General features: G+C 68.2%; 18 protein-coding genes and 1 pseudogene. 14 read left to right on the plus strand and 5 right to left on the minus strand.

The features are described from left to right. Window positions 1–17 precede the first annotated feature (17 nt). The 5 genes from SY91_RS32140 to SY91_RS32160 all read left to right on the plus strand — a co-directional run bounded on the left by SY91_RS32140 (window position 18) and on the right by SY91_RS32160 (window position 6,340). On the plus strand, window positions 18–1,526 hold the full coding sequence (locus tag SY91_RS32140; protein ID WP_023476504.1) for an NCS1 family nucleobase:cation symporter-1: 1,509 nt from the start codon (window positions 18–20) through the stop codon (window positions 1,524–1,526). Window positions 1,527–1,594: 68 nt separating this feature from the next. Further along, window positions 1,595–3,052 carry a dihydropyrimidinase gene (hydA, locus tag SY91_RS32145; RefSeq protein ID WP_023476503.1) on the plus strand — a complete coding sequence of 486 codons (1,458 nt, stop codon included), beginning with the start codon at window positions 1,595–1,597 and terminating at the stop codon, window positions 3,050–3,052. Between the two features lie 246 nt (window positions 3,053–3,298). Then, window positions 3,299–4,573, plus strand: a complete 1,275-nt coding sequence (locus SY91_RS32150) for a NupC/NupG family nucleoside CNT transporter (protein ID WP_023476502.1) — start codon at window positions 3,299–3,301, stop codon at window positions 4,571–4,573. 35 nt (window positions 4,574–4,608) lie between these two features. Further along, window positions 4,609–5,925: a thymidine phosphorylase gene (gene deoA / locus SY91_RS32155; protein ID WP_006481496.1), complete on the plus strand. Its 1,317-nt coding sequence runs from the start codon at window positions 4,609–4,611 to the stop codon at window positions 5,923–5,925. Between the two features lie 25 nt (window positions 5,926–5,950). Further along, window positions 5,951–6,340 carry a cytidine deaminase gene (locus SY91_RS32160; RefSeq protein ID WP_006481495.1) on the plus strand — a complete coding sequence of 130 codons (390 nt, stop codon included), beginning with the start codon at window positions 5,951–5,953 and terminating at the stop codon, window positions 6,338–6,340. A gap of 21 nt (window positions 6,341–6,361) precedes the next feature. Here SY91_RS32160 and SY91_RS32165 read toward each other — a convergent pair whose 3' ends face one another. The 4 genes from SY91_RS32165 to msrB form a co-directional block, all read right to left on the minus strand. Continuing rightward, window positions 6,362–7,477 (minus strand): aromatic ring-hydroxylating oxygenase subunit alpha, encoded by a 1,116-nt coding sequence (locus tag SY91_RS32165; RefSeq protein ID WP_023476501.1) that lies wholly within the window; start codon window positions 7,475–7,477, stop codon window positions 6,362–6,364. A gap of 235 nt (window positions 7,478–7,712) precedes the next feature. Further along, the gene (gene msrA, locus SY91_RS32170; RefSeq protein ID WP_006481493.1) at window positions 7,713–8,456 is read right to left on the minus strand and encodes a peptide-methionine (S)-S-oxide reductase MsrA; all 744 of its coding nucleotides are present in this window, start codon (window positions 8,454–8,456) and stop codon (window positions 7,713–7,715) included. 60 nt (window positions 8,457–8,516) lie between these two features. Beyond that, a complete protein-coding gene (locus SY91_RS32175) occupies window positions 8,517–10,376 on the minus strand; it encodes a cytochrome c biogenesis protein DipZ (protein ID WP_185921444.1) in 1,860 nt (619 codons plus the stop codon). A gap of 35 nt (window positions 10,377–10,411) precedes the next feature. Then, complete coding sequence (gene msrB / locus SY91_RS32180) at window positions 10,412–10,942, minus strand: peptide-methionine (R)-S-oxide reductase MsrB (RefSeq protein ID WP_023476915.1); 531 nt, start codon at window positions 10,940–10,942, stop codon at window positions 10,412–10,414. A 969-nt stretch (window positions 10,943–11,911) separates the two neighbouring features. Between msrB and SY91_RS32185 the strand changes: the two genes are divergently transcribed. The 9 genes and pseudogenes from SY91_RS32185 (at window position 11,912) to SY91_RS32225 (ending at window position 20,987) form a co-directional block, all read left to right on the plus strand. Continuing rightward, window positions 11,912–13,492, plus strand: a complete 1,581-nt coding sequence (locus SY91_RS32185; RefSeq protein WP_043887954.1) for an acetolactate synthase large subunit — start codon at window positions 11,912–11,914, stop codon at window positions 13,490–13,492. A gap of 49 nt (window positions 13,493–13,541) precedes the next feature. Then, window positions 13,542–14,354 carry an SDR family NAD(P)-dependent oxidoreductase gene (locus SY91_RS32190; protein ID WP_023476918.1) on the plus strand — a complete coding sequence of 271 codons (813 nt, stop codon included), beginning with the start codon at window positions 13,542–13,544 and terminating at the stop codon, window positions 14,352–14,354. A gap of 15 nt (window positions 14,355–14,369) precedes the next feature. After that, complete coding sequence (locus SY91_RS32195; protein WP_023476919.1) at window positions 14,370–15,407, plus strand: WD40/YVTN/BNR-like repeat-containing protein; 1,038 nt, start codon at window positions 14,370–14,372, stop codon at window positions 15,405–15,407. A 12-nt stretch (window positions 15,408–15,419) separates the two neighbouring features. Further along, on the plus strand, window positions 15,420–15,935 hold the full coding sequence (locus SY91_RS32200) for a VOC family protein (RefSeq protein WP_023476920.1): 516 nt from the start codon (window positions 15,420–15,422) through the stop codon (window positions 15,933–15,935). A gap of 48 nt (window positions 15,936–15,983) precedes the next feature. Then, window positions 15,984–16,589 carry an amino acid synthesis family protein gene (locus tag SY91_RS32205; protein ID WP_023476921.1) on the plus strand — a complete coding sequence of 202 codons (606 nt, stop codon included), beginning with the start codon at window positions 15,984–15,986 and terminating at the stop codon, window positions 16,587–16,589. Between the two features lie 27 nt (window positions 16,590–16,616). Continuing rightward, a complete protein-coding gene (locus tag SY91_RS32210) occupies window positions 16,617–17,504 on the plus strand; it encodes an alpha/beta fold hydrolase (protein WP_185921445.1) in 888 nt (295 codons plus the stop codon). Next, a pseudogene (locus SY91_RS32215) lies at window positions 17,501–19,128 on the plus strand (bifunctional 3-(3-hydroxy-phenyl)propionate/3-hydroxycinnamic acid hydroxylase). Before SY91_RS32210 ends, SY91_RS32215 begins: the two are co-directional and overlap by 4 nt. Continuing rightward, window positions 19,118–19,450 carry an NIPSNAP family protein gene (locus SY91_RS32220; protein WP_023476924.1) on the plus strand — a complete coding sequence of 111 codons (333 nt, stop codon included), beginning with the start codon at window positions 19,118–19,120 and terminating at the stop codon, window positions 19,448–19,450. Before SY91_RS32215 ends, SY91_RS32220 begins: the two are co-directional and overlap by 11 nt. 85 nt (window positions 19,451–19,535) lie before the next feature. Beyond that, on the plus strand, window positions 19,536–20,987 hold the full coding sequence (locus SY91_RS32225) for an NAD-dependent succinate-semialdehyde dehydrogenase (RefSeq protein WP_023476925.1): 1,452 nt from the start codon (window positions 19,536–19,538) through the stop codon (window positions 20,985–20,987). 54 nt (window positions 20,988–21,041) lie between these two features. Here SY91_RS32225 and SY91_RS32230 read toward each other — a convergent pair whose 3' ends face one another. Further along, entirely contained in the window at window positions 21,042–21,770 is a 729-nt protein-coding gene (locus tag SY91_RS32230; protein ID WP_023476926.1) for an IclR family transcriptional regulator, read from the minus strand. Window positions 21,771–21,990: the final 220 nt, after the last annotated feature.

Here is a 21,990-nt window from a genome sequence, read left to right on the forward strand (position 1 = left end):
TTCGTGGAGTGTGTTCGATGAATCACGCAGCGATTCCCGCCGATCCCGACAGCGCCGCGGCGCACGGCGGCAGCCTGTACAACGACGACCTCGCGCCGACGACGCCGGCGCAGCGCACGTGGAAGTGGTACCACTTCGCGGCGCTGTGGGTCGGGATGGTGATGAACATCGCGTCGTACATGCTCGCGGCCGGCTTGATCCAGGAAGGCATGTCGCCGTGGCAGGCGGTGATGACGGTGCTGCTCGGCAACCTGATCGTGCTCGTGCCGATGCTGCTGATCGGCCATGCAGGCGCGAAGCACGGGATTCCGTACGCGGTGCTCGTGCGCGCGTCGTTCGGTACGCAGGGCGCGAAGCTGCCCGCGCTGCTGCGCGCGATCGTTGCCTGCGGCTGGTACGGCATCCAGACCTGGCTCGGCGGCAGCGCGATCTACACGCTGCTGAACATCCTGACCGGCAACGCGCTGCACGGCGCGGCGCTGCCCGTCGTCGGCATCTCGTTCGGGCAACTCGCGTGCTTCCTCGTGTTCTGGGCGCTGCAGCTGTATTTCATCTGGCACGGCACCGATTCGATCCGCTGGCTCGAAAGCTGGTCCGCGCCGATCAAGGTCGTGATGTGCGTGGCGCTCGTGTGGTGGGCAACGTCGCAGGCGGGCGGTGTCGGCTCGATGCTGTCGGCGCCGTCGCAGTTCGCGGCGGGCGGCAAGAAGGCCGGGCTCTTCTGGGCGACCTTCTGGCCGGGCCTGACCGCGATGGTCGGCTTCTGGGCGACGCTCGCGCTGAACATTCCCGATTTCACGCGTTTCGCGCATTCGCAGCGCGACCAGATGATCGGGCAGTCGATCGGGCTGCCGCTGCCGATGGCGCTGCTGTCGGTGGTGTCGGTCGTCGTGACGTCGGCGACCGTCGTGATCTACGGCAACGCGATCTGGGATCCGATCGACCTGACGAGCCGGATGACCGGCATCGGCGTGGGCATCGCGCTCGTGATCCTCACGCTCGACACGATGTGCTGCAACCTCGCGGCGAATCTCGTCGGTCCTGCATACGATTTTTCGAGCCTGTGGCCGAAAGCGATCTCGTACCGTACGGGCGGGATGATCACCGCGACGATCGCGATCGTGATGATGCCGTGGAAGATCCTCGCGACGACGGACGGCTACATCTTCACCTGGCTCGTCGGTTATTCGGCGCTGCTCGGGCCGGTCGCGGGCATCCTGATGGTCGACTATTTCCTGATTCGCGGCACGCAGCTCGACACGCGCGCACTGTTCGACGAGCGCGGCGATTTCAGCTACGCGCGGGGCTGGAACCCGGCCGCGCTGGCCGCGCTCGCGGTCGGCGTGCTGCCGAACCTGCCGGGCTTCCTGCATACGGCGTTTCCGGTGTCGTTCCCGAACGTGCCGGCGTTCTTCAACACGCTTTACACGTACGCGTGGTTCGTCGGCCTCGTGCTGGCGTCGGGCGTGTACGGCACCTGGATGAAGTGGCGCGCCGGACAGCGCGCGCAGATCGCGAGCGCATGACGCACGCGCGGGCCGGATGCGGCTCGCGCGCGGCATGCGGCACCGACAGTCAACGAGGAGGCAACGAAATGGCAATCCTGATTCGTGGCGGCACCGTGGTCGATGCGGACCGTTCCTATCGTGCGGACGTGCTCTGCGCGGACCCGCAGGACGGCGGCACGATCCTGCAGATTGCAGAGCAGATCGACGCGCCGGCCGGCGCAACCGTGGTCGACGCGCACGACCAGTACGTGATGCCGGGTGGCATCGACCCGCACACGCACATGGAACTGCCGTTCATGGGCACGACCGCGAGCGACGATTTCTACTCGGGCACCGCGGCCGGGCTGTCGGGCGGCACGACGAGCATCATCGATTTCGTGATTCCGAGCCCGAAGCAGCCGCTGATGGAGGCGTTCCGCGAATGGCGCGGCTGGGCCGAGAAGGCGGCTTCCGACTACGGTTTCCACGTGGCCGTGACGTGGTGGGACGACAGCGTGCACCGCGACATGGGCACGCTCGTGCGCGAGCATGGCGTGTCGAGCTTCAAGCACTTCATGGCGTACAAGAACGCGATCATGGCCGACGACGAGGTGCTCGTGAACAGCTTCACGCGTTCGCTCGAACTCGGCGCGCTGCCGACCGTGCACGCGGAAAACGGTGAGCTCGTGTTCCAGCTGCAAAAGGCGCTGCTCGCACGCGGGATCACGGGGCCGGAGGCGCATCCGCTGTCGCGGCCGCCGGAGGTGGAAGGCGAGGCGGCGAACCGCGCGATCCGCATCGCGCAGGTGCTCGGCGTGCCCGTGTATATCGTGCACGTGTCGGCGAAGGACGCGGTGGACGTGATCACCCGCGCGCGCAGCGAAGGGCTGCGTGTGTTCGGCGAAGTGCTGCCGGGCCACCTCGTGATCGACGAGGCCGTTTATCGCGATCCGGACTGGACGCGCGCGGCGGCTCACGTGATGAGCCCGCCGTTCCGCTCGGCCGAGCATCGCGAGGCGCTGTGGCGCGGGCTGCAGTCGGGGCAGCTGCATACGACGGCGACCGATCACTGCGTATTCTGCGCGTCGCAGAAGGCGATGGGCCGCGAGGATTTCACGAAGATCCCGAACGGCTGCGGCGGTGTCGAGGATCGCATGTCGGTGCTGTGGCATCACGGCGTGAATCACGGCCGCATCACGCCGAACGAGTTCGTGCGGATCACGTCGACCAATGCCGCGCAGATCTTCAACCTGTATCCGCGCAAGGGCGCCGTGCAGGTTGGCGCCGATGCCGACCTCGTCGTGTGGGACCCGGCCGCGACGAAGACGATCTCGGTGAAGACCCATCACCAGCAGGTCGACTTCAACGTGTTCGAGGGGATGACGGTGCAGGGCGTCGCGACGCATACGCTCACGCGCGGCGCACTCGCATGGGCCGACGGCGAATTGCGCGCGGTGCGCGGCGCGGGCCGCTACCTGAAGCGCCCGCCGGGCGCGGGCTACTACGAGGCCGCGCGGATCGCGAACCGGCTGCGCGAGCCGCATCCGGTCGAACGCGCCGGTTGAACGACGCAAGTCATGCGGGGCGTGTCCGTTCGAACGGCGCGCCCCGCGCGTTTTCGCAGGGTAGGTAGAACAACTGATCAAGTCGTCGAGACACGAAAAAAGAAACGATCGATGCCATTGACCGCGGCGATTTTGGCGACGTTGCCGGCGCGCATATCGAGCGAGTAACATCCACCAACCCGATCGCACGGGTCGCGGGCACGGGCCGCCCGCCGGACAGTTCAAATAGTGAGAAAGGAGCACAAGGTGGATATTCTGCGCAGTCTCCTCGGCATGCTGTTTCTGTTGCTGGTCGCGTATCTGCTGTCGAACAACCGTCGTGCGGTCAGCGCGCGGACCATGATCGCCGCGCTGCTCACGCAGTTCGCGATCGGTGCGCTCGTCCTGTTCGTGCCGTCGGGCCGTGCGGCGCTGGCCGCGGCCGCGAACGGCGTCAATCGCGTGCTCGACATGGGCAATCACGGCATCGCGTTCGTGTTCGGCGGGCTGGTCGACGCGCGCATGTTCCAGTTGTTCGGCGACGGCGGGTTCGTGTTCGGCCTGCGCGTGCTGCCGATGATCATCTTCGTCACCGCGCTGATCTCGGTGCTGTACTACATCGGCGTGATGAAATGGATCGTCGCGATCCTCGGCGCGGGGTTGGCGAAGGTGCTCGGCGTGAGCCGCATCGAGGCATGCTCGGCCGTCGCGACGATCTTCCTCGGGCAGAGCGAGATGCCCGCGCTCGTGAAGCCGTTCGTGCGCAACATGACGACCGCCGAGATCTTCACGGTGATGGCGAGCGGGATGGCGTCGGTCGCGGGCTCGGTGCTGGTCGGCTACGCCGGCCTCGGCGTGAAGATGGAGTACCTGCTCGCCGCGTCGTTCATGGCGGTGCCGGGCGGGCTGCTGTTCGGCAAGCTGCTGTTTCCGACCGTCGAGCCGAGCCGCGTGGTGGTCGACGGCCTCGATTTCGACGACAAGCGCGCCGCCAACGTGATCGAGGCGGCCGCATCCGGCGCATCGGTCGGCCTGCGCATCGCGATCAACGTCGGCGCGATGCTGATCGCGTTCGTCGGGCTCATCGCGCTGATGAACCTGATCGTCGGCGGCGCGGCCGCGTTCGCGGGCTTTCCGCAGGTGACGCTGGTCGGTATCATCGGCCACCTGTTCGCGCCGCTCGCGTGGATCATCGGCGTGCCGTGGCACGATGCGACGCTGGCCGGCAACTTCATCGGCGAGAAACTGATCTTCAACGAATTCGTCGCGTACGGCGACCTGTCACCGTACCTGAAGGGTGGCGCGCACGCGGCGGCGGCCGGCCTGCAGGTGCTCGACCCGAAGACGCTCGCGATCGTGTCGTTCGCGCTGTGCGGTTTCGCGAACTTCTCGTCGATCGCGATTCTCGCGGGCGGCTTCAGCGCGGTCGCGCCCGAGCGCCGCTCGGACGTCGCGCGGCTCGGCTTGCGCGCGCTGACGGCCGCGACGCTGTCGAACCTGATGAGCGCGGCGATTGCCGGCCTGTTCTTTTCGCTGCATTGAACCGTGCAGTCGACTCCGATCGAAGCGAGGCAACGATGTTTCTACCGCAGGAATTCATTCGCAGGAAGCGCGACGGGCAGCCGCTCGATCGCGACGGCATGGCCGCGTTCGTGCGCGGCGTGACCGACGGCAGCGTGACCGAGGGCCAGGTGGCCGCGTTCGCGATGGCCGTGTATTTCAACGACCTGAGCACCGACGAGCGCGTCGCGCTGACGCTCGCGCAGCGCGATTCGGGCGACGTGCTCGACTGGCGTGCGCTCGATCTCGGCGGCCCGGTGATCGACAAGCATTCGACGGGCGGCGTCGGCGACGTCGTGTCGCTGATGCTCGGGCCGATGGTGGCGGCGTGCGGCGGCTACGTGCCGATGATCTCGGGGCGCGGGCTCGGCCATACCGGCGGCACGCTCGACAAGTTGAGCGCGATCCCCGGTTACGACGTGATGCCCGATACGGATGCGTTTCGCCGCACGGTGCGCGAAGTCGGCGTCGCGATCATCGGACAGACCGCGCGGCTCGCGCCGGCCGACAAGCGCATCTATGCGATCCGCGACGTGACGGCGACCGTCGAATCGGTCGCGATGATCACCGCGTCGATCCTGTCGAAGAAGCTCGCGGCGGGGCTCGACGGGCTCGTGATGGACGTCAAGGTCGGCTCCGGCGCGTTCATGCCGACCGCGGAGAAATCGGCGGAACTGGCCCGCGGCATCGTCGACGTCGGCAATGGCGCCGGCATGAAGACGACCGCGATCCTCACCGACATGAACCAGTCGCTCGCGCCGTGCGCGGGCAATGCGCTCGAGGTGGCGTGCGCGATCGATTACCTGACCGGCAAATCGCGTCCCGCGCGTTTGCACGACGTGACGATGGCGCTGTCGGCGGAGCTGCTCGTCACCGGCGGGCTGGCGCGCGATGCCGCTCACGCGCGCGAGAAGCTGCAGCACGCGCTCGATTCGGGCGCGGCCGCCGAGCGTTTCGCGCGCATGGTCGTCGCGCTCGGCGGCCCCGCCGACCTGCTCGACGCGCCCGAGCGGCATCTGGCGCGGGCGGCGGTGATCGTGCCGGTTCCGGCGCCCGCGAGCGGCGTGGTGCAGCGGGTCGATTGCCGCGCGCTCGGGCTCGCGGTGGTCGCGCTCGGCGGCGGCCGCACGCGCGCCGAGGACGCGATCGACGTCAGCGTCGGCTTGTCGGCGCTGGCCGAGATCGGGCAGCGCATCGAGGCCGGCGAGCCGCTGGGTTTCGTGCACGCCCGCGACGAAGCGGCCGCGGCGCACGCGGTGGACGCGATCCGCCGCGGCTACGTGCTCGGCGAGACCGGCGAAGCGCCGCCGACCCTTTACCAGCGCGTCGACTGACCGCGCTCCCGGAGGCTTCACCACGATGGAACGAGACGAACTGATCGAACAGGCGAAGGCAGCGCGCGAACGCGCATATGCGCCGTATTCGCGCTTCAAGGTCGGCGCGGCGCTGCTGGCGCGCGACGGGACGGTCTTCCACGGCTGCAACGTCGAGAACGCGTCGTACGGCCTGTGCAATTGCGCGGAACGCACGGCGCTGTTCGCGGCGATCGCCGCCGGCTATCGGCCCGGGGATTTCGCGCGGCTCGCGGTGGTGGGCGACACGGACGGCCCGATCGCGCCGTGCGGCGCATGTCGTCAGGTGATCATCGAGATCGGCAAGCCCGACATCGAAGTGATTCTCGCGAACCTGAAAGGGGCCGTCGAGATCACGACGGCCCACGCATTGCTGCCGGGCGCGTTCACGCTGTAACGGTGCGTGGCGCGCCGCGCGTTACGCGCTGTCGCGCACGTCGCGAATCGGGATCACGGTGCGCGCGCCGCACTGGCGCAGCAGGTCGCGCAGCTCGTTGATGACCGGAAACACCTCGTGGTTCCAGTCGGCGCCCTGGCGATCGTGCGCTTCCTGTTCGCGTTCGACGATCCAGCGATCCTCGCGGAAGATCCGCTCGGTGAACCACACGAGCAGCGGCCATGCGAGATCGAGTGCGAACGGGATGCCGGGCTTGTGGATCGACAGCAGCCCGAACGTGCGGTTGGTGCGCTGCTCGGCATCGAGCGGCACGTAGACGATCCACAGGTCCATCACGAGCGTGCCTTCGCTCGAGCGAATCTGCAGCGTCTGGTACGGGTAGCCGGTGCGCACCGTCATCACGCTCTTGTCGGACTGGTCGGCCGGCTTCTTGCTCGCGCCGAACACGAGCGCCTCGCCGACCGGCTGCTTGCCTTCCATCCGCGCGAACGTGTAGTCGACCTCGACCCAGTCGTCGCCGCGGCGGCGGCCCACCGAGCGCGCGCGCATCTGCCCCATCTGCTTGCGATGCAGGAACTGATGGTTCATGTCCATCAGGTTCTCGTGCATGAACGAGTAGTGGCACTTGACTTCGCGACCGAAGCGGCGCGTCTTGTACGCGGGGTTGTCCGCCGATTCGAGCGCGGGGAACGGCCGTGTTTCGGCGAGCGTGGCGTCGCCCGGAAACACGAAGATCAGCCCGTGCGCCTCGCGACACGGATACGCGCGCACACCGTTGGGCAAGCGCTCGCGGCCGAGGTAGGGCACGTCGACGCAGCGGCCGCTGTCGCACGCGTAGGTCCAGCCGTGATAGCAGCAGCGCAGCGTTTCGCCGCTGACGACGCCCGCGTGCAGCGGCACCTGGCGGTGCGCGCAACGATCTTCGAGCGCATACACGGCGCCCGATTCGGTGCGCACGAGCACGATCGGATCGCCGGCGAAGCGCACGCCGAGCGTCTTGCCGCGCTTGAGCTCGCGCGACCACGCGAGCGGATACCAGTGATCCGGATGAATGGGCACGCGGCGCAGGTCGCGCACGACCGCGCCGGTGGACGGTTCTTCGAGGGTGTTGCTGTCAGGCAAAGGCACTGCGCGCATGCGTGACGCCTCCTGGCTGGGCGGGTGGTCCGGGTGCCGCATCATGCGGCGGGGATCAGGAGAAGTCTACGCGAAGTTGCCGAACCCGGCGGATGCGATGCGGGTTTGCCCCGGCATCGCGTCCGTCGATTCGTTGACGTGGCGCAAAGAGGCCGCCGCCGATGGGTGGCGGCCGTGGCGCGGCTGGGCGGCGGGCGGTATGTCGTCATGCGGCGAGCGGACGCTCGCCAGCGGCTCACGAGCGCGCTTCGCGCCACAGCACCGGGTCGGTACGGTACAGCGCCGGGAAGTACTGCTTCAGCCCGGCGACCTTCGGCAGGTCGTTGAACGCGATGTACGGCGCATCGGGATGCAGTTCGAGGTAGTTCTGGTGATAGGCCTCGGCCGGATAGAAGCCCTTGTAGGCTTCGACACGCGTAACGACGGGCGCCGGAAACACATGCGCGCTGCCGAGCTGGGCGATGTACGCGGTCGCGACCGCGCGCTGCTGCGCGGTGATCGGGAAGATCGCGGAGCGGTACTGCGAGCCTTCGTCGGGGCCTTGCCGGTTCAGTTGGGTCGGGTCGTGCGCGACCGAGAAGAACACCTGCAGCAGCCGGCCGTACGTGATCTGCGTCGGGTCGTAGACGATCCGCACCGATTCCGCATGCCCCGTCAGCCCCGAGCCGACGAGCGCGTAGTGCGCGGTTTCGGACGCGCCGCCCGCATAGCCGGCGGTGACCTGCTTCACGCCCTTCACGTGTTCGAACACGCCCTGTACGCCCCAGAAGCAGCCGCCGGCGAGCACGGCCGTTTCGTCGTGCGACGCGCCGGGCGTTTCGTCGAGCGTCGCTGCAGGCACGATGCGCATCGGCTCGGCGGAGTTGACGATGCGCTGGTAGCCGAATACGGCCGCCGCCGTGACGGCGATGGCGCCGATGCGGCGCAGCATGACCGCGCGCCGTCGGGCGATGGCATGGCGGGTCGGGATCGGGATCATGTTTTGCTCCTTCGGAATGCGTTGGAAAGGACGGTGCCCGGATGGCGGCGGTGCGCGCGATCAGCCGAACGTGAAGGCGTACGCATCGACGCCCGGATCGAGGAACTCGATCGCGAACGTGCGATCGGCGATCGGGCCGGGTTGGCGGACGAGCTGGTACAGGCGCTGGCCGGTGACGGTGCCGTAGCCTTGCGCGTCGACGTCGGCGCCATGCGCGGCGCCGGGCGCCGTGCCGTCGAGCGTCACGCGAAAGCGCACGGGCCGGCCGTTCGCGCCCGGGCCGAGCACGAGATGCAGATCGCGTGCATGGAAGCGGTAGACGATCCGGCCATCCGGCGCGGCGAGCGCCGCGCGTTCGGCGCCGACGCTCCACGTGCCGGCGAGGCCCCAGCCATTGAGATCCGGTTGGGCCGGCGCGTCGTAGCGGTGCGCCGCATCGCGCACGACGCCGCCGGGCGACGCGAAGCTTTCCGCGCGGGCATAGCCGACGTAGGTCTCGGGCGAACGGACGTCCGCGCTGTCGGCCGCCGCGAGCGCCCCCTTCGCGGGGGCGCCGGCGAGCCCGAGCGGCACGTTCAGCGCGTCCGGATGACCGGCTTCGGCGAGCAGCGACTGGATCGCACGTTCGGACTGCACATATTCGCCTTCGCCGAAGTGGTGATGGCGGACCCGTCCCTGTGCGTCGATGAAGTAGTGCGCGGGCCAGAATTCGTTGTTGAACGCGCGCCAGATCGAATAGCCGTTGTCGATCGCGACCGGGTAATCGATGCCGAGATCGTGCACGGCTTTCTTCACGTTGCCGATGTCGCGCTCGAACGCGAACTCCGGCGCGTGTACGCCGATCACGACGAGCCCGTACGGCGCGTACTTGCGTGCCCAGGCAGCCGTGTACGGCAGCGTGCGCAGGCAGTTGATGCACGAATACGTCCAGAAATCGACCAGCACGACCTTGCCGCGCAGCCCGGCTGCCGTCAGCGGCGGCGAGTTCAGCCACTGCACCGCGCCGTCGAGCGACGGCAGCGTGCCTTCGACGGGCAGCGCGGCGGCGGTGGCGCCGGCCGCACGCATCATCGCGCTGCCGGCCATCGCGCCTTCGCCGGCCTGCGCGCCATCCGCGGCCGCAGCCATCATCGCGCCTCCCGCCGCGTTGTCGGTGGCACCGGGTGCGGCCGTTGCCGCCGGCGCGCCGTTCGAGCGCCCGCCGAGGCGGTCGACGAGCTTCGTTTCGAGCCCGCCCGTGGTGACGGTCGACAGTTGCGCGAGGGCGCCCGTGTCGAGGCCGAGTGCGATCGCGCCGACGCCGGCCAGCAGCGCCGCGCCGATCCCGCGCCGGATCCATTCGCCGGCGCCGAGCGAGCGCTTCATCGCGGCGAACACCTTGCCGCCGATCACGAGCGCGACGCCGAGCGACGTCGCCGCGCCGGCCGCATACGCGACGAGCAGCAGCGTCGTGCCGACGCTCGCGCCGCGCAGCGCGGCGCCGGTCAGCACGAGGCCGAGGATCGGGCCCGCGCAGGGCGCCCACAGCAGGCCCGTCGCGACGCCGAGCAGCAGCGACGACGCCGGGCCGGCCGCGCGGCCGTCGCGTTGCGCGAACCCGGTGAGCCGGTTGCCGGCGGCCACGAGCGGACGCGTCAGGTGTTCCGCGAAGCGCGGCATCAGCAGCGTCAGGCCGAACACCGCGAGCAGCACGATCGCGATCCAGCGGCCGGCCTGGTTGGCCTGCGCGACCCAGCCGCCGCCGACGGCGGCGAGCGTCGCGACGACGGCGAACGTGAGCGCCATGCCGGCGAGCAGCGGCAGGCCGGTGCGCACGAACGGCTGGTCGGCGCGCGCGAACACGAACGGCAGCACGGGCAGGATGCACGGGCTCAGGATCGTGAGCACGCCGCCGAGATAGGCAAGGACGATGAGCAGCATGATGCGTTCTCCAGTCGGTCGGGAGCGGGGCCGGATCAGGCGGCGGCCGGGTGGAAGGCGAGCGCCAGGCCGTTCATGCAGTAGCGCAGGCCGGTCGGCGCCGGGCCGTCGTCGAACACGTGGCCGAGATGGCTGCCGCAGCGGCGGCAGTGCACTTCGGTGCGGACCATTCCGAACGACGCGTCGGTATCGGTGCCGACCGCGTGATCGAGCGGTTTCCAGAAGCTCGGCCAGCCCGTACGGCTGTCGAACTTGGTGGCCGACGAGAACAGCGCGAGGTCGCAGCCGGCGCACGCGAACGTGCCGTGCCGGTGCTCGTCGTTCAGCGGGCTGGTGAACGGCCGCTCGGTGCCGGCTTCGCGCAGGACCGTGTATTGGGCGGGCGTGAGCCGGCGATGCCATTCGGCGTCGCTGAGGGTGATCTCGAACGGGGCGGCCTTCGATGAGCCGGCCGGCGGCGCGGCGAACGCGCGGCCGACCAGCGCGCGGCGGCCGGCGGGCGACAGCGCCGCGAGCGCGGCGAGGCCGGTGGCGCCGGCGAACAGCAGATGTCTGCGGGTGGGCATGATGGGCTCCTGGAAGCAGGTCCTGAAAACATGCGCCCATCGTAGGCAGCGGCCGGTGTCGAAGTCCTCACGGAAAGTTAAATGAATCGTGACATCCGCGGGATCCGCGGGAGTGCGGTGGAATCCTTGGATGCCCCCACTGGCAAGCGCCTCCGAACGGATGAGTTGACGATATCGACCGAGCACGGGGTCTTTTTGAAACCGTCTCCAGGGGCGATCGTCGAACGCGGCCCCGCAACGTAGTCATTGACGACTGATGACGCAATCGCCTATCGCAGGTTTTCTGCAGCGCTGAGTCGCGCGAACGCCGGATTGGCACATCTCGGCTGCGTTACAGCCCTGGGTTGAGCAGCGCTACGTCCTCTCGAATCCGTGTGCCGTGTCAAGGTCAAAACCTACGCAGACCGGGCCAGGCCCGACGTGTCCCGGGGCTGTGCCGAAGGTGAATGGCGCGTGAACCGCACGCTCGCAGACGGTCCGGGATGGTCGAATGGCTTGACCGCGCCCGCCAAGCAATGCGCCGCGGTTCACGCGGTACACGATCCGGAGTCGCGGGCTCCGCGCCGATTGCAACTGGCTCGTCGTCACGCCCTTCAGGCGATTCTCGACCGACTGACAAAAGCGATCCCCGGGACAGCCAACAAGCGCTTTTCCGATGCGTGCCGAACCCGAGCGAGTTCAGCGGCGTGCTGGCCCTGACCGTCGGCGCGCTCGAGCAGGTTTGTCGCACGGTGCGCGGCACGGGCGCCGACTCGCTGCATACATCGCCTTCAAATTTAGATAAATCCCTAATTGTGGTAAATGTGTAACATTGCGTCGATTTTGCGGCAAGGTGACTATCCACAGAATCAAGAAATTTAATGAAAAATGCGGTTGTGTGGCTGTCGATGAGAAATGACGTGTGTTTGACAAATCCCGTAATTTGGAATTATAGTAAAAACACTCCAATCCAACCCGCCGAGCAGCCGCATGAACATCCCCCAGTTGGACAGCGATACCGAAGCAAGAAGCGGCGCGAGCGTCGTCCTTACGACCGCGCGCGACGCCGGGGTCGACGTCTGTTTCGCCAATCCCGGCACGACCGAGATGCCGTTCGTCGGCGCGCTCGACACCGTGGCCGGCATGCGCTCGATCCTCGGGCTGTTCGAGGGCGTGTGCACGGGCGCCGCCGATGGCTACGGCCGCATGGCCGGCAAGCCCGCGATGACGCTGCTGCATCTCGGCCCCGGCCACGCGAACGGCATTGCCAACCTGCATAACGCGCGCCGTGCCCGCACGCCGATCCTGAACATCGTCGGCGATCACACGCGCGACCACCTGAAGTACGACGCGCCGCTGACGTCCGACATCGAATCGCTCGCCCGTCCGGTGTCGGTGTGGTATCGCAGCGTGGCGCGCGACACGGATCTCGCGACGGACACGGCTGATGCGATTTCCGCCGCGATGGGCGCGCGGCGTGGCGTCGCGACCCTCGTGCTGCCCGTCGATCTTCAGTCGGCCAGCGTGCGCGGCGGGGCGTGGCCCGCCGTCGTACGCCCGGCCGCGGTGTCGTTCGATGCCGCTCGCGTCGAACAGGTGGCCGATCTGCTGCTCGGTGGCCATCGTGCCGTCCTGCTGATGGGCGCCCGCGCGCTGTCGGCGCGCGGGCAGCGTGCGGCGGCGCGCATCGCTGCGGCGACCGGCGCGACCTGCTTCAGCGAGACGTTTCCCGCGCGGGCCGAGCGCGGCGGCGGCCTGCCGGACATCGATCGCCTGCCTTATTTCCCCGAGCCGGCGCTGGCCGCGCTGGCCGGCCGGCGCGTGGTGCTGGCCGGCGCGCTCGCGCCCGTCACCTACTTCGGCTACGAGGGCATTCCCGGCGAACTCGCGCGACCGGAGGACGTCGTGACGCTGGCGGCACCGGGCGACGCGGCGGACGACGCGCTGGTGGCGCTGGCCGATCGCATCGGCGCGGCAATGAACGACGTTGGCGTGCGCGTCGAGCGCTGGCACGTGGAGGACGGGCCGCTCACGCCGCAAACCGTCGGCCGCGTGCTCGCGAATGCGCTGCCCGACGATGCGATCGTGTCGATCGAGGGCGGTACCTGCGGCTATCCGTTCGTGACCGCGTCGGCGCGCGCGCGTCGCCACACCATTCTCACGAACACGGGCGGGGCGATCGGCCAGGGCCTGCCGGTGGCACTGGGCGCCGCCGTCGCGTGCCCGGACCGCCGCGTGTTCGCGCTGCAGTCCGACGGCAGCGCGCAGTACACGATCCAGTCGCTGTGGACGATGGCGCGCGAGCGTTTGCCGATCGTGATGCTGATCGCCTCGAACCGGCGCTACGGCATCCTGCAGACCGAGCTCGCGCGCAGCGGCCTGCCGGCGGATACGCCGCATGCCAGCCGCCTGACCCGACTGGACGACCCGCCGATCGACTGGCTCGCGCTGTCACGCGGCTACGGCGTGCCGGCTCGACGCGCGAGCGACACCCGTGCGCTGGTGCAAGCGCTCGACGATGCGCTTGCGCGCACCGACGGGCCGACGCTCGTCGAAATGCGGTTGTCCTGATCGCGCAACCCGCTCCTTTCCTCAATTCCGACTCTCACCTTTCATCGACATGGATCTGCAACTGCACGGAAAAGCCGCGTTCATCACCGGCGGCAGCATGGGCATCGGCAAGGCGGTCGCGCTCGAACTGGCGCGCGAAGGCGTCAACGTCGCGATCGCCGCGCGGCGCATCGAACACCTCGAAGCGGCCGCCGCCGAGATTCGCACGGCGCTCGCGCCGCTCGGCGACGCGGCCGGCGCGATTCTCCCGGTCACGGTGGACACGACCGACATGGCGTCGATCGAAGCGGCGATGGCTGCAAGCGTCGAGCGCTTCGGCCGGCTCGACATCCTGCTGAACGGCGCCGCGCATCCGGGCGGGCTCGTGCGGACCGAACTCGAACACGCCGATCCGCAGGGACTGCTGCAGGACATCGACATCAAGGTGGTCGGCTACCTGCGTTGCGCGAAGGCGGCCGCGCCGTACATGCGGCGCAACGGCTTCGGCCGGATCGTCAACATCGGCGGGCTGACGGGCCGAGGCAGCAAGCAGCTGTCCGGCATGCGCAACGTGGCGATCGTGCACCTCACCAAGACGCTGTCCGACCAGCTCGGCCCGTTCGGCATCACGGTCAACACGATTCATCCGGGCGTCGTCGAGACGCCGCATATCCACGAGCTCTACGAGAAGGAAGCGCAGAAGCAGGGACTCACGGCCGCGGAGGTCGAGGCCAACTACGTGAAGGTCACGCCGATCCGTCGCGTGCTGCAGCCGGAAGAAATGGGGTGGATCGTCGCGTTTCTCGCGTCGCCGAAGTCGGGCTCGATCACCGGCGAGTCGATCGGCTGCGACGGCGGGCTCACGCGCGGCATTTTTCTCTGACACAAGGAGCATTTCATGACCGCAACCGTACTGGTCGCCACCGCCGGGCAAGGCATCCTGCGCTCGAACGACGACGGCAAGACCTGGCATCGCCTCGGACTCGCCGAACCGATCGAGTTCGACGGCATCGTGCGCGCGCTCGCGGTGTGCCCCGCGACGCCGTCGCGCGTCTATGCCGGCGCCGATTCGGGCCTGTGCATCAGCGAGGATGGCGGCGCGCACTGGTTCCGGCCCGACAACCTGTTGAACGGGCAGACGGTCTGGTCGATCGCGATCGATCCGGCGAACCCGACGGTGCTCTACGCAGGCACCGGCGCGCCGTCGCGCGCCGCGCTCTACAAGTCGACCGACGCCGGTGTGACCTGGGAGAGAACGGCGCCCGAGTTTCCGGAGTTTTGCTCGGGCGTCAATCGTCCGCGGCTGCTGACGATCTGCGTGGACCCGGACGACAGCCGTAACGTCTGGTACGGCGTGGAGGAGGGCGGCGCGTGGCGCAGTCGCGATGCAGGCGCGAGCTGGACGCGCGTGGACGGCCCCGGCACCGCGATCCGCAACAGCGACATTCATGCGATCGCCGTCCTGCCTGCCGCGCAAGGCTGGCCCAAGACCACGGTGCTGCTGACGGTCAACGCGGTATACGTGAGCGAGGACGACGGCCTGACGTGGGACGGCAAGCTGTCGCGCGACCGTTTCGACGGACTGTACTACACGCGCACTGTCGTGCAACTGCCGGAGCCGGAGGGCGACCTGCTGATGGCGATCGGCGACGGCACGCCGGGCAGCCGCAGCCGCATCTATCGCTCGACCGATCGCGGCCATGCGTGGCGCGAGACGGATCTGCACGCGCCGCCGAATTCCACGTTCTGGGCGTTCGGCGTGCATGCGGCCGAACCGGCGCTCATCTATGCGGGCACCAAGTACGGGCACCTGTTCCGTTCGCGCGACGGCGGCCGGAACTGGACCAAGGAATGGCGCGATTTCAGCGAGATCACGGCGGTCGCGTGGACACCGTTCGAGGCGCCGCTGACCGCCCACGCGCAGTCGACCCACTAAGCGGAGCGAACGATGACACCGTCCGATATCCGGCAATGCGCCGAGCGCGCGAACGCGAGCGGCCTGCCGCTGCCGACGCCGCGCGTGCAGCGCACCCACCTGTCGCTGTTCGTACGCGATCCCGTCCACTCGAGCATCTGGTACGCCGAGGTGCTCGGCATGACGGAAACCGCGCGCGGCGAGCAGTGGGTGTTCATGTCGTTCGGCCAGAAGCACCACGACATCGCGCTGATTCGCGCGGCGTCCGATGCGGAACTCGGCACGATCGGCCTGCAGCATTACGGCCTCGAAATCGCCGGCGGGCTGACCGAACTGCGCCGCCTGTACGGGATGCTGATTCGCCGCGACGTGCCGATCGTCAAGATCACCGATCACAAGGTCGGGATCGGCGTGTATTTCACGGACCCGGACGGCAACCGGCTCGAATTCTTCTGCGAAATGGTCACGGACGACGAAGAAGGCAAGCGCGTGCTGCATCGATACAACGCGCCGAGCGATCCCGTCCAGCTCGAACCGCTGTTCGACTGAGGCGCCGCCTTTCCATCCGCATCACCGACGTCTTATATAGGAATGCAAATGAGCAAGATCGCCAATTTCGAAGGCTTTCACATCCGCAAGTGGTACACGCAGATCGAGGATTCGCTCGCGAACGAAACCGGCCAGCTTGCCGACGGCGAGCCGCTGCGCAAGATCGTGATCGCCGCGGCCGTTCACAACCCGTACGCGGGGCGATTCAGCGAAAACCTCGACGATCTCGTGCGTCCGTCGCCCGCGCTCGGCAAGGAGTTTGCGCGACGCATCGAGTCGCTCGCCGACGGTCGCGCGATCGAGAGCTACGGCAAGGCCTGCCTGGTCGGTTCGGCCGGCGAATACGAACACGGCAACGCGTTCCTCACGTCGATCTTCGCTGAGCCGATCCGCGCGGCGCTGGGCGGCGGCAAATCGTGGGTGCCGTCGAGCGGCAAGCGCGGCCCGATCAATACGGTGATCGACGTGCCGCTCGCGCACAAGGATGCGCTCTACGTGCGCTCGCACTACGACACGGTGACGTGCCTGTTTCCCGATGCGCCGAACGACGACGAAGTGCTGGTGATCTTCGCGTTCGCGACGCGCGGCCGGCTGCATGCACGGCTCGGTGGCCTGAAGGCGAGCGAGATCGTCGGTCGCGACGGTCTGGTCTGATCGCGCATGCTGGACGAGGAGCACATGATGAACACGGCGTCCGCCAAGGATGGTTGGATCGACAACGATGGATTGCGGCTGCACTACGTGAGCTGGGGGCGCGACGATGCGCCGACCGTGGTGATGCTGCACGGCTTGCGCAGTTACGCGCATACCTGGGCGCCCGTCGCCGATGCGCTGGTCGACCGCTACCGGGTCGTCGCGCTCGATCAGCGCGGGCGCGGGCTGAGCGACTGGGATCCGCGGCGGGATTATTACGCGGCGGCCTACGTGCGCGATCTCGACGCATTGGTGCGCGCGCTCGATCTGCGACGATTCGTGCTGGTCGGGCATTCGATGGGCGGCGCCAATGCGTTCGTCTACGCGGCATCGAATCCGGACCGGCTCGCCGGCCTCGTGATCGAGGACATGGGCCCGGGCGCGTCGGCCGGTTCGCAAGGCTCCGAGCGCATCAAGCGCGAGCTGCAGGAAACGCCGGACGCGTTCGCGTCGTGGGACGACGCGCGCGCGTTCTGGCGACGCCAGCGGCCGAACATCACGGAATCCGCGCTCGATTCGCGCCTCGCGCATTCGCTGAAAGAGGGCGAGCAAGGCCGGATCGTCTGGCGTCACGATGCGCAAGGGATCGCGGCGGCACGGCTGGCCGCGACGCCGGAGCAGCTCGTCCATCTGTGGCCGCTGATCCTCAACCTGCACGTGCCCACGCTGTTGTTGCGCGGCGGCGACTCGGATTTCCTGTCCGCGGGCGTGGCGGCCGAAATGGCGGCCGCCTATGCGGAAATCGAACGGATCGACGTTCCCGGCGCGACGCATTACGTGCACGACGATCAGCCCGATGCGTTCAATCGCGCGCTGCGCACCTGGCTCGATCGTCTCGATGACCCTGCATGGCGCGTGGGAGGCGCGGGCGAATGAAAGCGAACAACCGGAACCGGACCTCGGTCGCCATCGTCGGCGCGGGGCCGAACGGCGCGGCCATGGCGAACCTGCTCGGCCTGTATGGCGTCGATACGATCGTCGTCGAACGGGCGCCGCGGATCGTCGAATTCCCGCGCGCGGTCGGCATCGACGACGAGGCGCTGCGGCTGTTTCAGACGGCCGGCCTGGCCGACGAACTGAGCCGCGACATCATCCAGAACGTGCCGCTGCGCATGTTCAAGGCGAACGGCGAATGTTTCGCCGACATCCGTCCGTCGATACGCGAGTTCGGCTGGTGGCGCCGCAACATCTTCATGCAGCACCTGGCCGAACGCACGCTGCGCGATGCACTGGCACGCTATCCGCACGTGTCGCTGCGTACGGGGGAAGAGGTCGTCGGTCTGGAGCAGGACGACGAATGCGTGACGCTTCAGGTACGAGCCGCCGACGGGCAGCAATACGAACTCGATGCCGACTACGTGGTGGCGGCCGACGGCGGGCGCAGCCCCGTCCGCGAGATGCTCGGCATCAGGCTGGCCGGTACGACGCATCCGATGAAGTGGGTCGTGGTCGACGTGAAGAACGCGCGGCTCGACCAGCCGTGTACCGCGCTGAACTGCGATCCGCGCCGCCCGAACGTCTGCATTTATCTGCCGTTCAACTACCGACGCTGGGAATTTCTCGTGTTTCCGCACGAGGACGAGGAGGCGATCGCGCAACCGGAGTCGATCCGCGCGCTGATCGCGCCGTACGTCGACGACGTCGATCGCATCGAGATCGTGCGTGCGCGGACCTACACGCATCACTCTCGTGTGGCCGAACGGTTCGTCGCCGGCCGGGTGGCGCTCATCGGCGATGCCGCGCACCTGAGCCCGCCGTGGATCGGCCAGGGGCTGAACGCGGGGCTGCGCGACGTGGGCAACCTGGCCTGGAAGCTGGCGGGGTCGTGAACGGCACGTTGCACCGGCGCGTGATCTCGACGTACGAATCGGAGCGGCGCGGCCATGCGAAAGCGATGATCGATCTCGCGGACACGTTCGGCGCGATGCTGATGCCGACCAGCCGTCTGGTCGCGTTCCTGCGCGATCGGTTCCTCGGGCTCGCACGGTATGCGCCGGGTCTGAAGGACTACGTGCTGCAGATGCGCTTCAAGCCGATGCCCAGCTATACGCACGGGGTCGTGGTCACGGGCACGTCGGACGCCGTCGGGCGCATGATCGTCCAACCCGACGTCGAAACGGCCGACGGTGCACGCCGCAAGCTCGACGACGTGCTCGGCCCGTGGTTTTCGATCATCGGCTGGCGATGCGATCCACAGGCGTGCCTGAGCGACGACGATCGCGCGTTCTGGACCGCGCTGGGCGCGAAATTCGTGCAGGTCGTACGGTCGCGCAGCGGAACGTGCCGTGAGCAGCGCATCGCGAGCGCGCACGACAGCGTGTGCGTCGAGGACGTCGACAACGCGATGGCCGAATGGTTCGACCGGCACGCGGCGCCGCTCGTCGTCGTCCGTCCGGACCGCTATGTGGCGGCGCAGACGGACGCCGCCGGCATGGCCGGCGTGACCGCGGCGTTCCAGGCGTTTGCAGCGCGACAACGGGAGACCGCGGATGTTTGTTGAGCAACGCACCTACACGCTGGTGCCGGGCGGCGTCGCCGAGTATCTGCGGCTGTATGCGGAATGCGGTCGCGCGCCGCAGGAGCACGCACTCGGCACGATGGTCGGCTGTTTTGCGACGGAGATCGGACCACTGAACCAGCTCGTCTATCTGTGGGCGTTCGAGTCGCTGGACGATCGCGCCCGGCGTCGCGCGGTGCTGATGGCCGATCCCGAATTCAGGACGTTTCGCGGCAAGGTCCGGCATCTGCTCGTCCGGCAGGACAACCAGATCCTCCGGCAGGAAATCGGCGGCCTGCTGCGCGTACCGCCATCGGTCGCGTGATGCGACCGTCGCCCTGTCCATCGTGTATCGCGCCGTCTCTACCGAGGTATCCGTCTTGATCCCGTTTACGCCCCTGACTTCCCGCATGACGCCCGATGCGCAACGCGATTACGCGTCGCTCCATCTGTATATCGACGGCCGGTTCCTTCAGGCCGACGGCCGGCGCACGCAGTCCGTGCTCGATCCGGGCACCGGCGGCGTGCTCGGCGACCTGCCGCATGCGACGTCGGACGATATCGATGCAGCGGTGCGCGCCGCGCATCGCGCGTTCGCGACGTGGCGCCGCGAGTCGCCGCTCGCTCGCTCGGACATCCTGCGCCGCGCGGCCGCGCTGGTGCGCGAGCGGGCCGAGGCGATCGGCCGCCACATCACGATGGACCAGGGCAAGCCGCTTCGCGAGGCGATCGCCGAGGTCGTGTCGTCCGCCGAACAGCTCGAATGGCACGCGGAGGAAGGGCGTCGCACGTACGGCCGCGTCGTGCCGTCGCGCTCCCCGGACGTTGCCCAGACGGTGCTGCGGGAGCCGATCGGCGTGTGCGCGGCGTTCTCGCCGTGGAATTTTCCGTTCAGCCAGGCGATGCACAAGATCGCGGCCGCGCTTGCGTCGGGGTGCACGCTGGTGCTGAAAGGGCCGGAGGAATCGCCGAGCGCGATCGTCGCGCTCGCGCGCATCTTTCACGATGCCGGCTTGCCCGCGGGCTGCCTGAACATCGTCTGGGGCGTGCCGGCCGACGTGTCCAGGCAACTGATCGAGTCGCCGCTGGTGCGCAAGATCTCGTTCACGGGTTCGGTGCCGGTCGGCAAGCAACTGGCGGCGCTTGCCGCGTCGCACATGAAGCGCATGACCATGGAGCTCGGCGGGCATGCGCCGGTGCTGGTCTGTGCGGACGCGGAAATCGAACGCGCGGCGACGATGCTGGCCGCGTACAAGTTTCGCAACGCCGGGCAGGTTTGCGTATCGCCGACGCGTTTCTTCGTGCAACGCCCGGTGTTCGACCGGTTCGTCGCCGCGTATCTCGACGCGGTCGGCAAGATTCACGTCGGCTACGGGCTGGAGGCGACGACCACGATGGGGCCGCTCGCACATGCGCGACGCGTGTCCGAGATCGATACGTTCGTCGCCGACGCGAAGGCAAAAGGGGCAGAGATTGCCGCGGGCGGGGCGCGCTTGGCGGGGCCGGGGCACTACTTCGCGCCGACGGTCGTGCTGGGCCCCGCACGCGACACGCGGCTGATGAACGACGAGCCGTTCGGCCCGATCGTCGGGATCGTGCCGTTCGATACGCTCGACGATGCGCTCGACGAAGCCAACCGCTTGCCGTTCGGCCTCGCGTCGTACGCGTTCACGACGTCGTCGCGCAATGCGCACCGGATCGGCCGTGCGCTCGAGGCCGGCATGGTCAACATCAATCACTTCGGCATGGGGCCGGCGGAGATCCCGTTCGGCGGTGTGAAGGACAGCGGTTTCGGCAGCGAGGGCGGCACGGAGACGTTCGACGGCTATCTGGTCACCAAATTCATCACGCAGATGAATTGACCGGGCGCCGGTAGACGATCGGGCGCGGCCTCGTTCGCGATGCCGCGCGAATGCTCAGGTGGCGTTGCCGATCTGTGCGGTGGCGTCGATCAGGAGCTTGCCGAGTACGTGTTCGTCGAACAGTGCGAAGTGTTCGGCGCGAAAGATCAGCGACAGGCTGCTGTTGACCTCGCCGCTGCTGGCGGTGCGAATCGGCGCGGCGATGCCGACGAATCCGGCGTCGAGCTCGCCCCGTGAGATCCAGTATCCGGCCTCGACGATCTGCTGGCAGGCGCGCCAGAACTGCGTCCAGTCGGCGGCGAATTCGCCCAGCTCGGCGTTGTGCCGCTCATGCAGGCGCTTCAGCCGCGCGCGCGACATCGCGGCCACGATCACTTTCGATGAGGCGCCCTGGAACAGCGGCATGATCCGGCCGCGGCCGAAGCCCAGCTGCAGGTTCTCGGCGCCGGTTTCGTGCATCACGTTGATGATCTGCTCGTCGAATAGCGTCGACACGAGCGCATCGCCGCCGGTGACCTGAACCAGCTTCTGGATCACGGGCTTCGCGGCGGTGAGCGTCGGGTCCGACTGCCGCATGTTGTAGTCGAGATGGATGATGCGCGGGCCCAGCGTATAGCGGCCGTTGGTGCCGACGAGCAGGCCGACGGAAGCCAGTTCCTTCACGTAGCGATAGCACGTGGTGCGCGAAAAACCCATGTGTTCGGCGATTTCCTCGGCGGTCATCGACGTCGCGGACGAAGAGAAGACGTCGAGGATGGACAGCATTTTGGTGAGGCTCGACATGACGTGATCCGGGATCAGGCGGCTTACGGCTATGGAACGGGAAGGACGAACGCGGCTCGGCCCGTCGGGCTGCGGCACGGCATGCGGCGCCGCGGGCGACAGGCCGTAGTCTAACGTAAGTCGTGCGGGCGGCAACCGGAACCGCATTGGCGAATGGGCGGGAAGCGGGCCGGCCGTGTCGGGTTGGATCACTTCACTGTAAATCATACGGATTCCTATT

This window comes from Burkholderia cenocepacia (assembly GCF_014211915.1).
Taxonomy (GTDB): Bacteria; Pseudomonadota; Gammaproteobacteria; order Burkholderiales; family Burkholderiaceae; genus Burkholderia; species Burkholderia orbicola.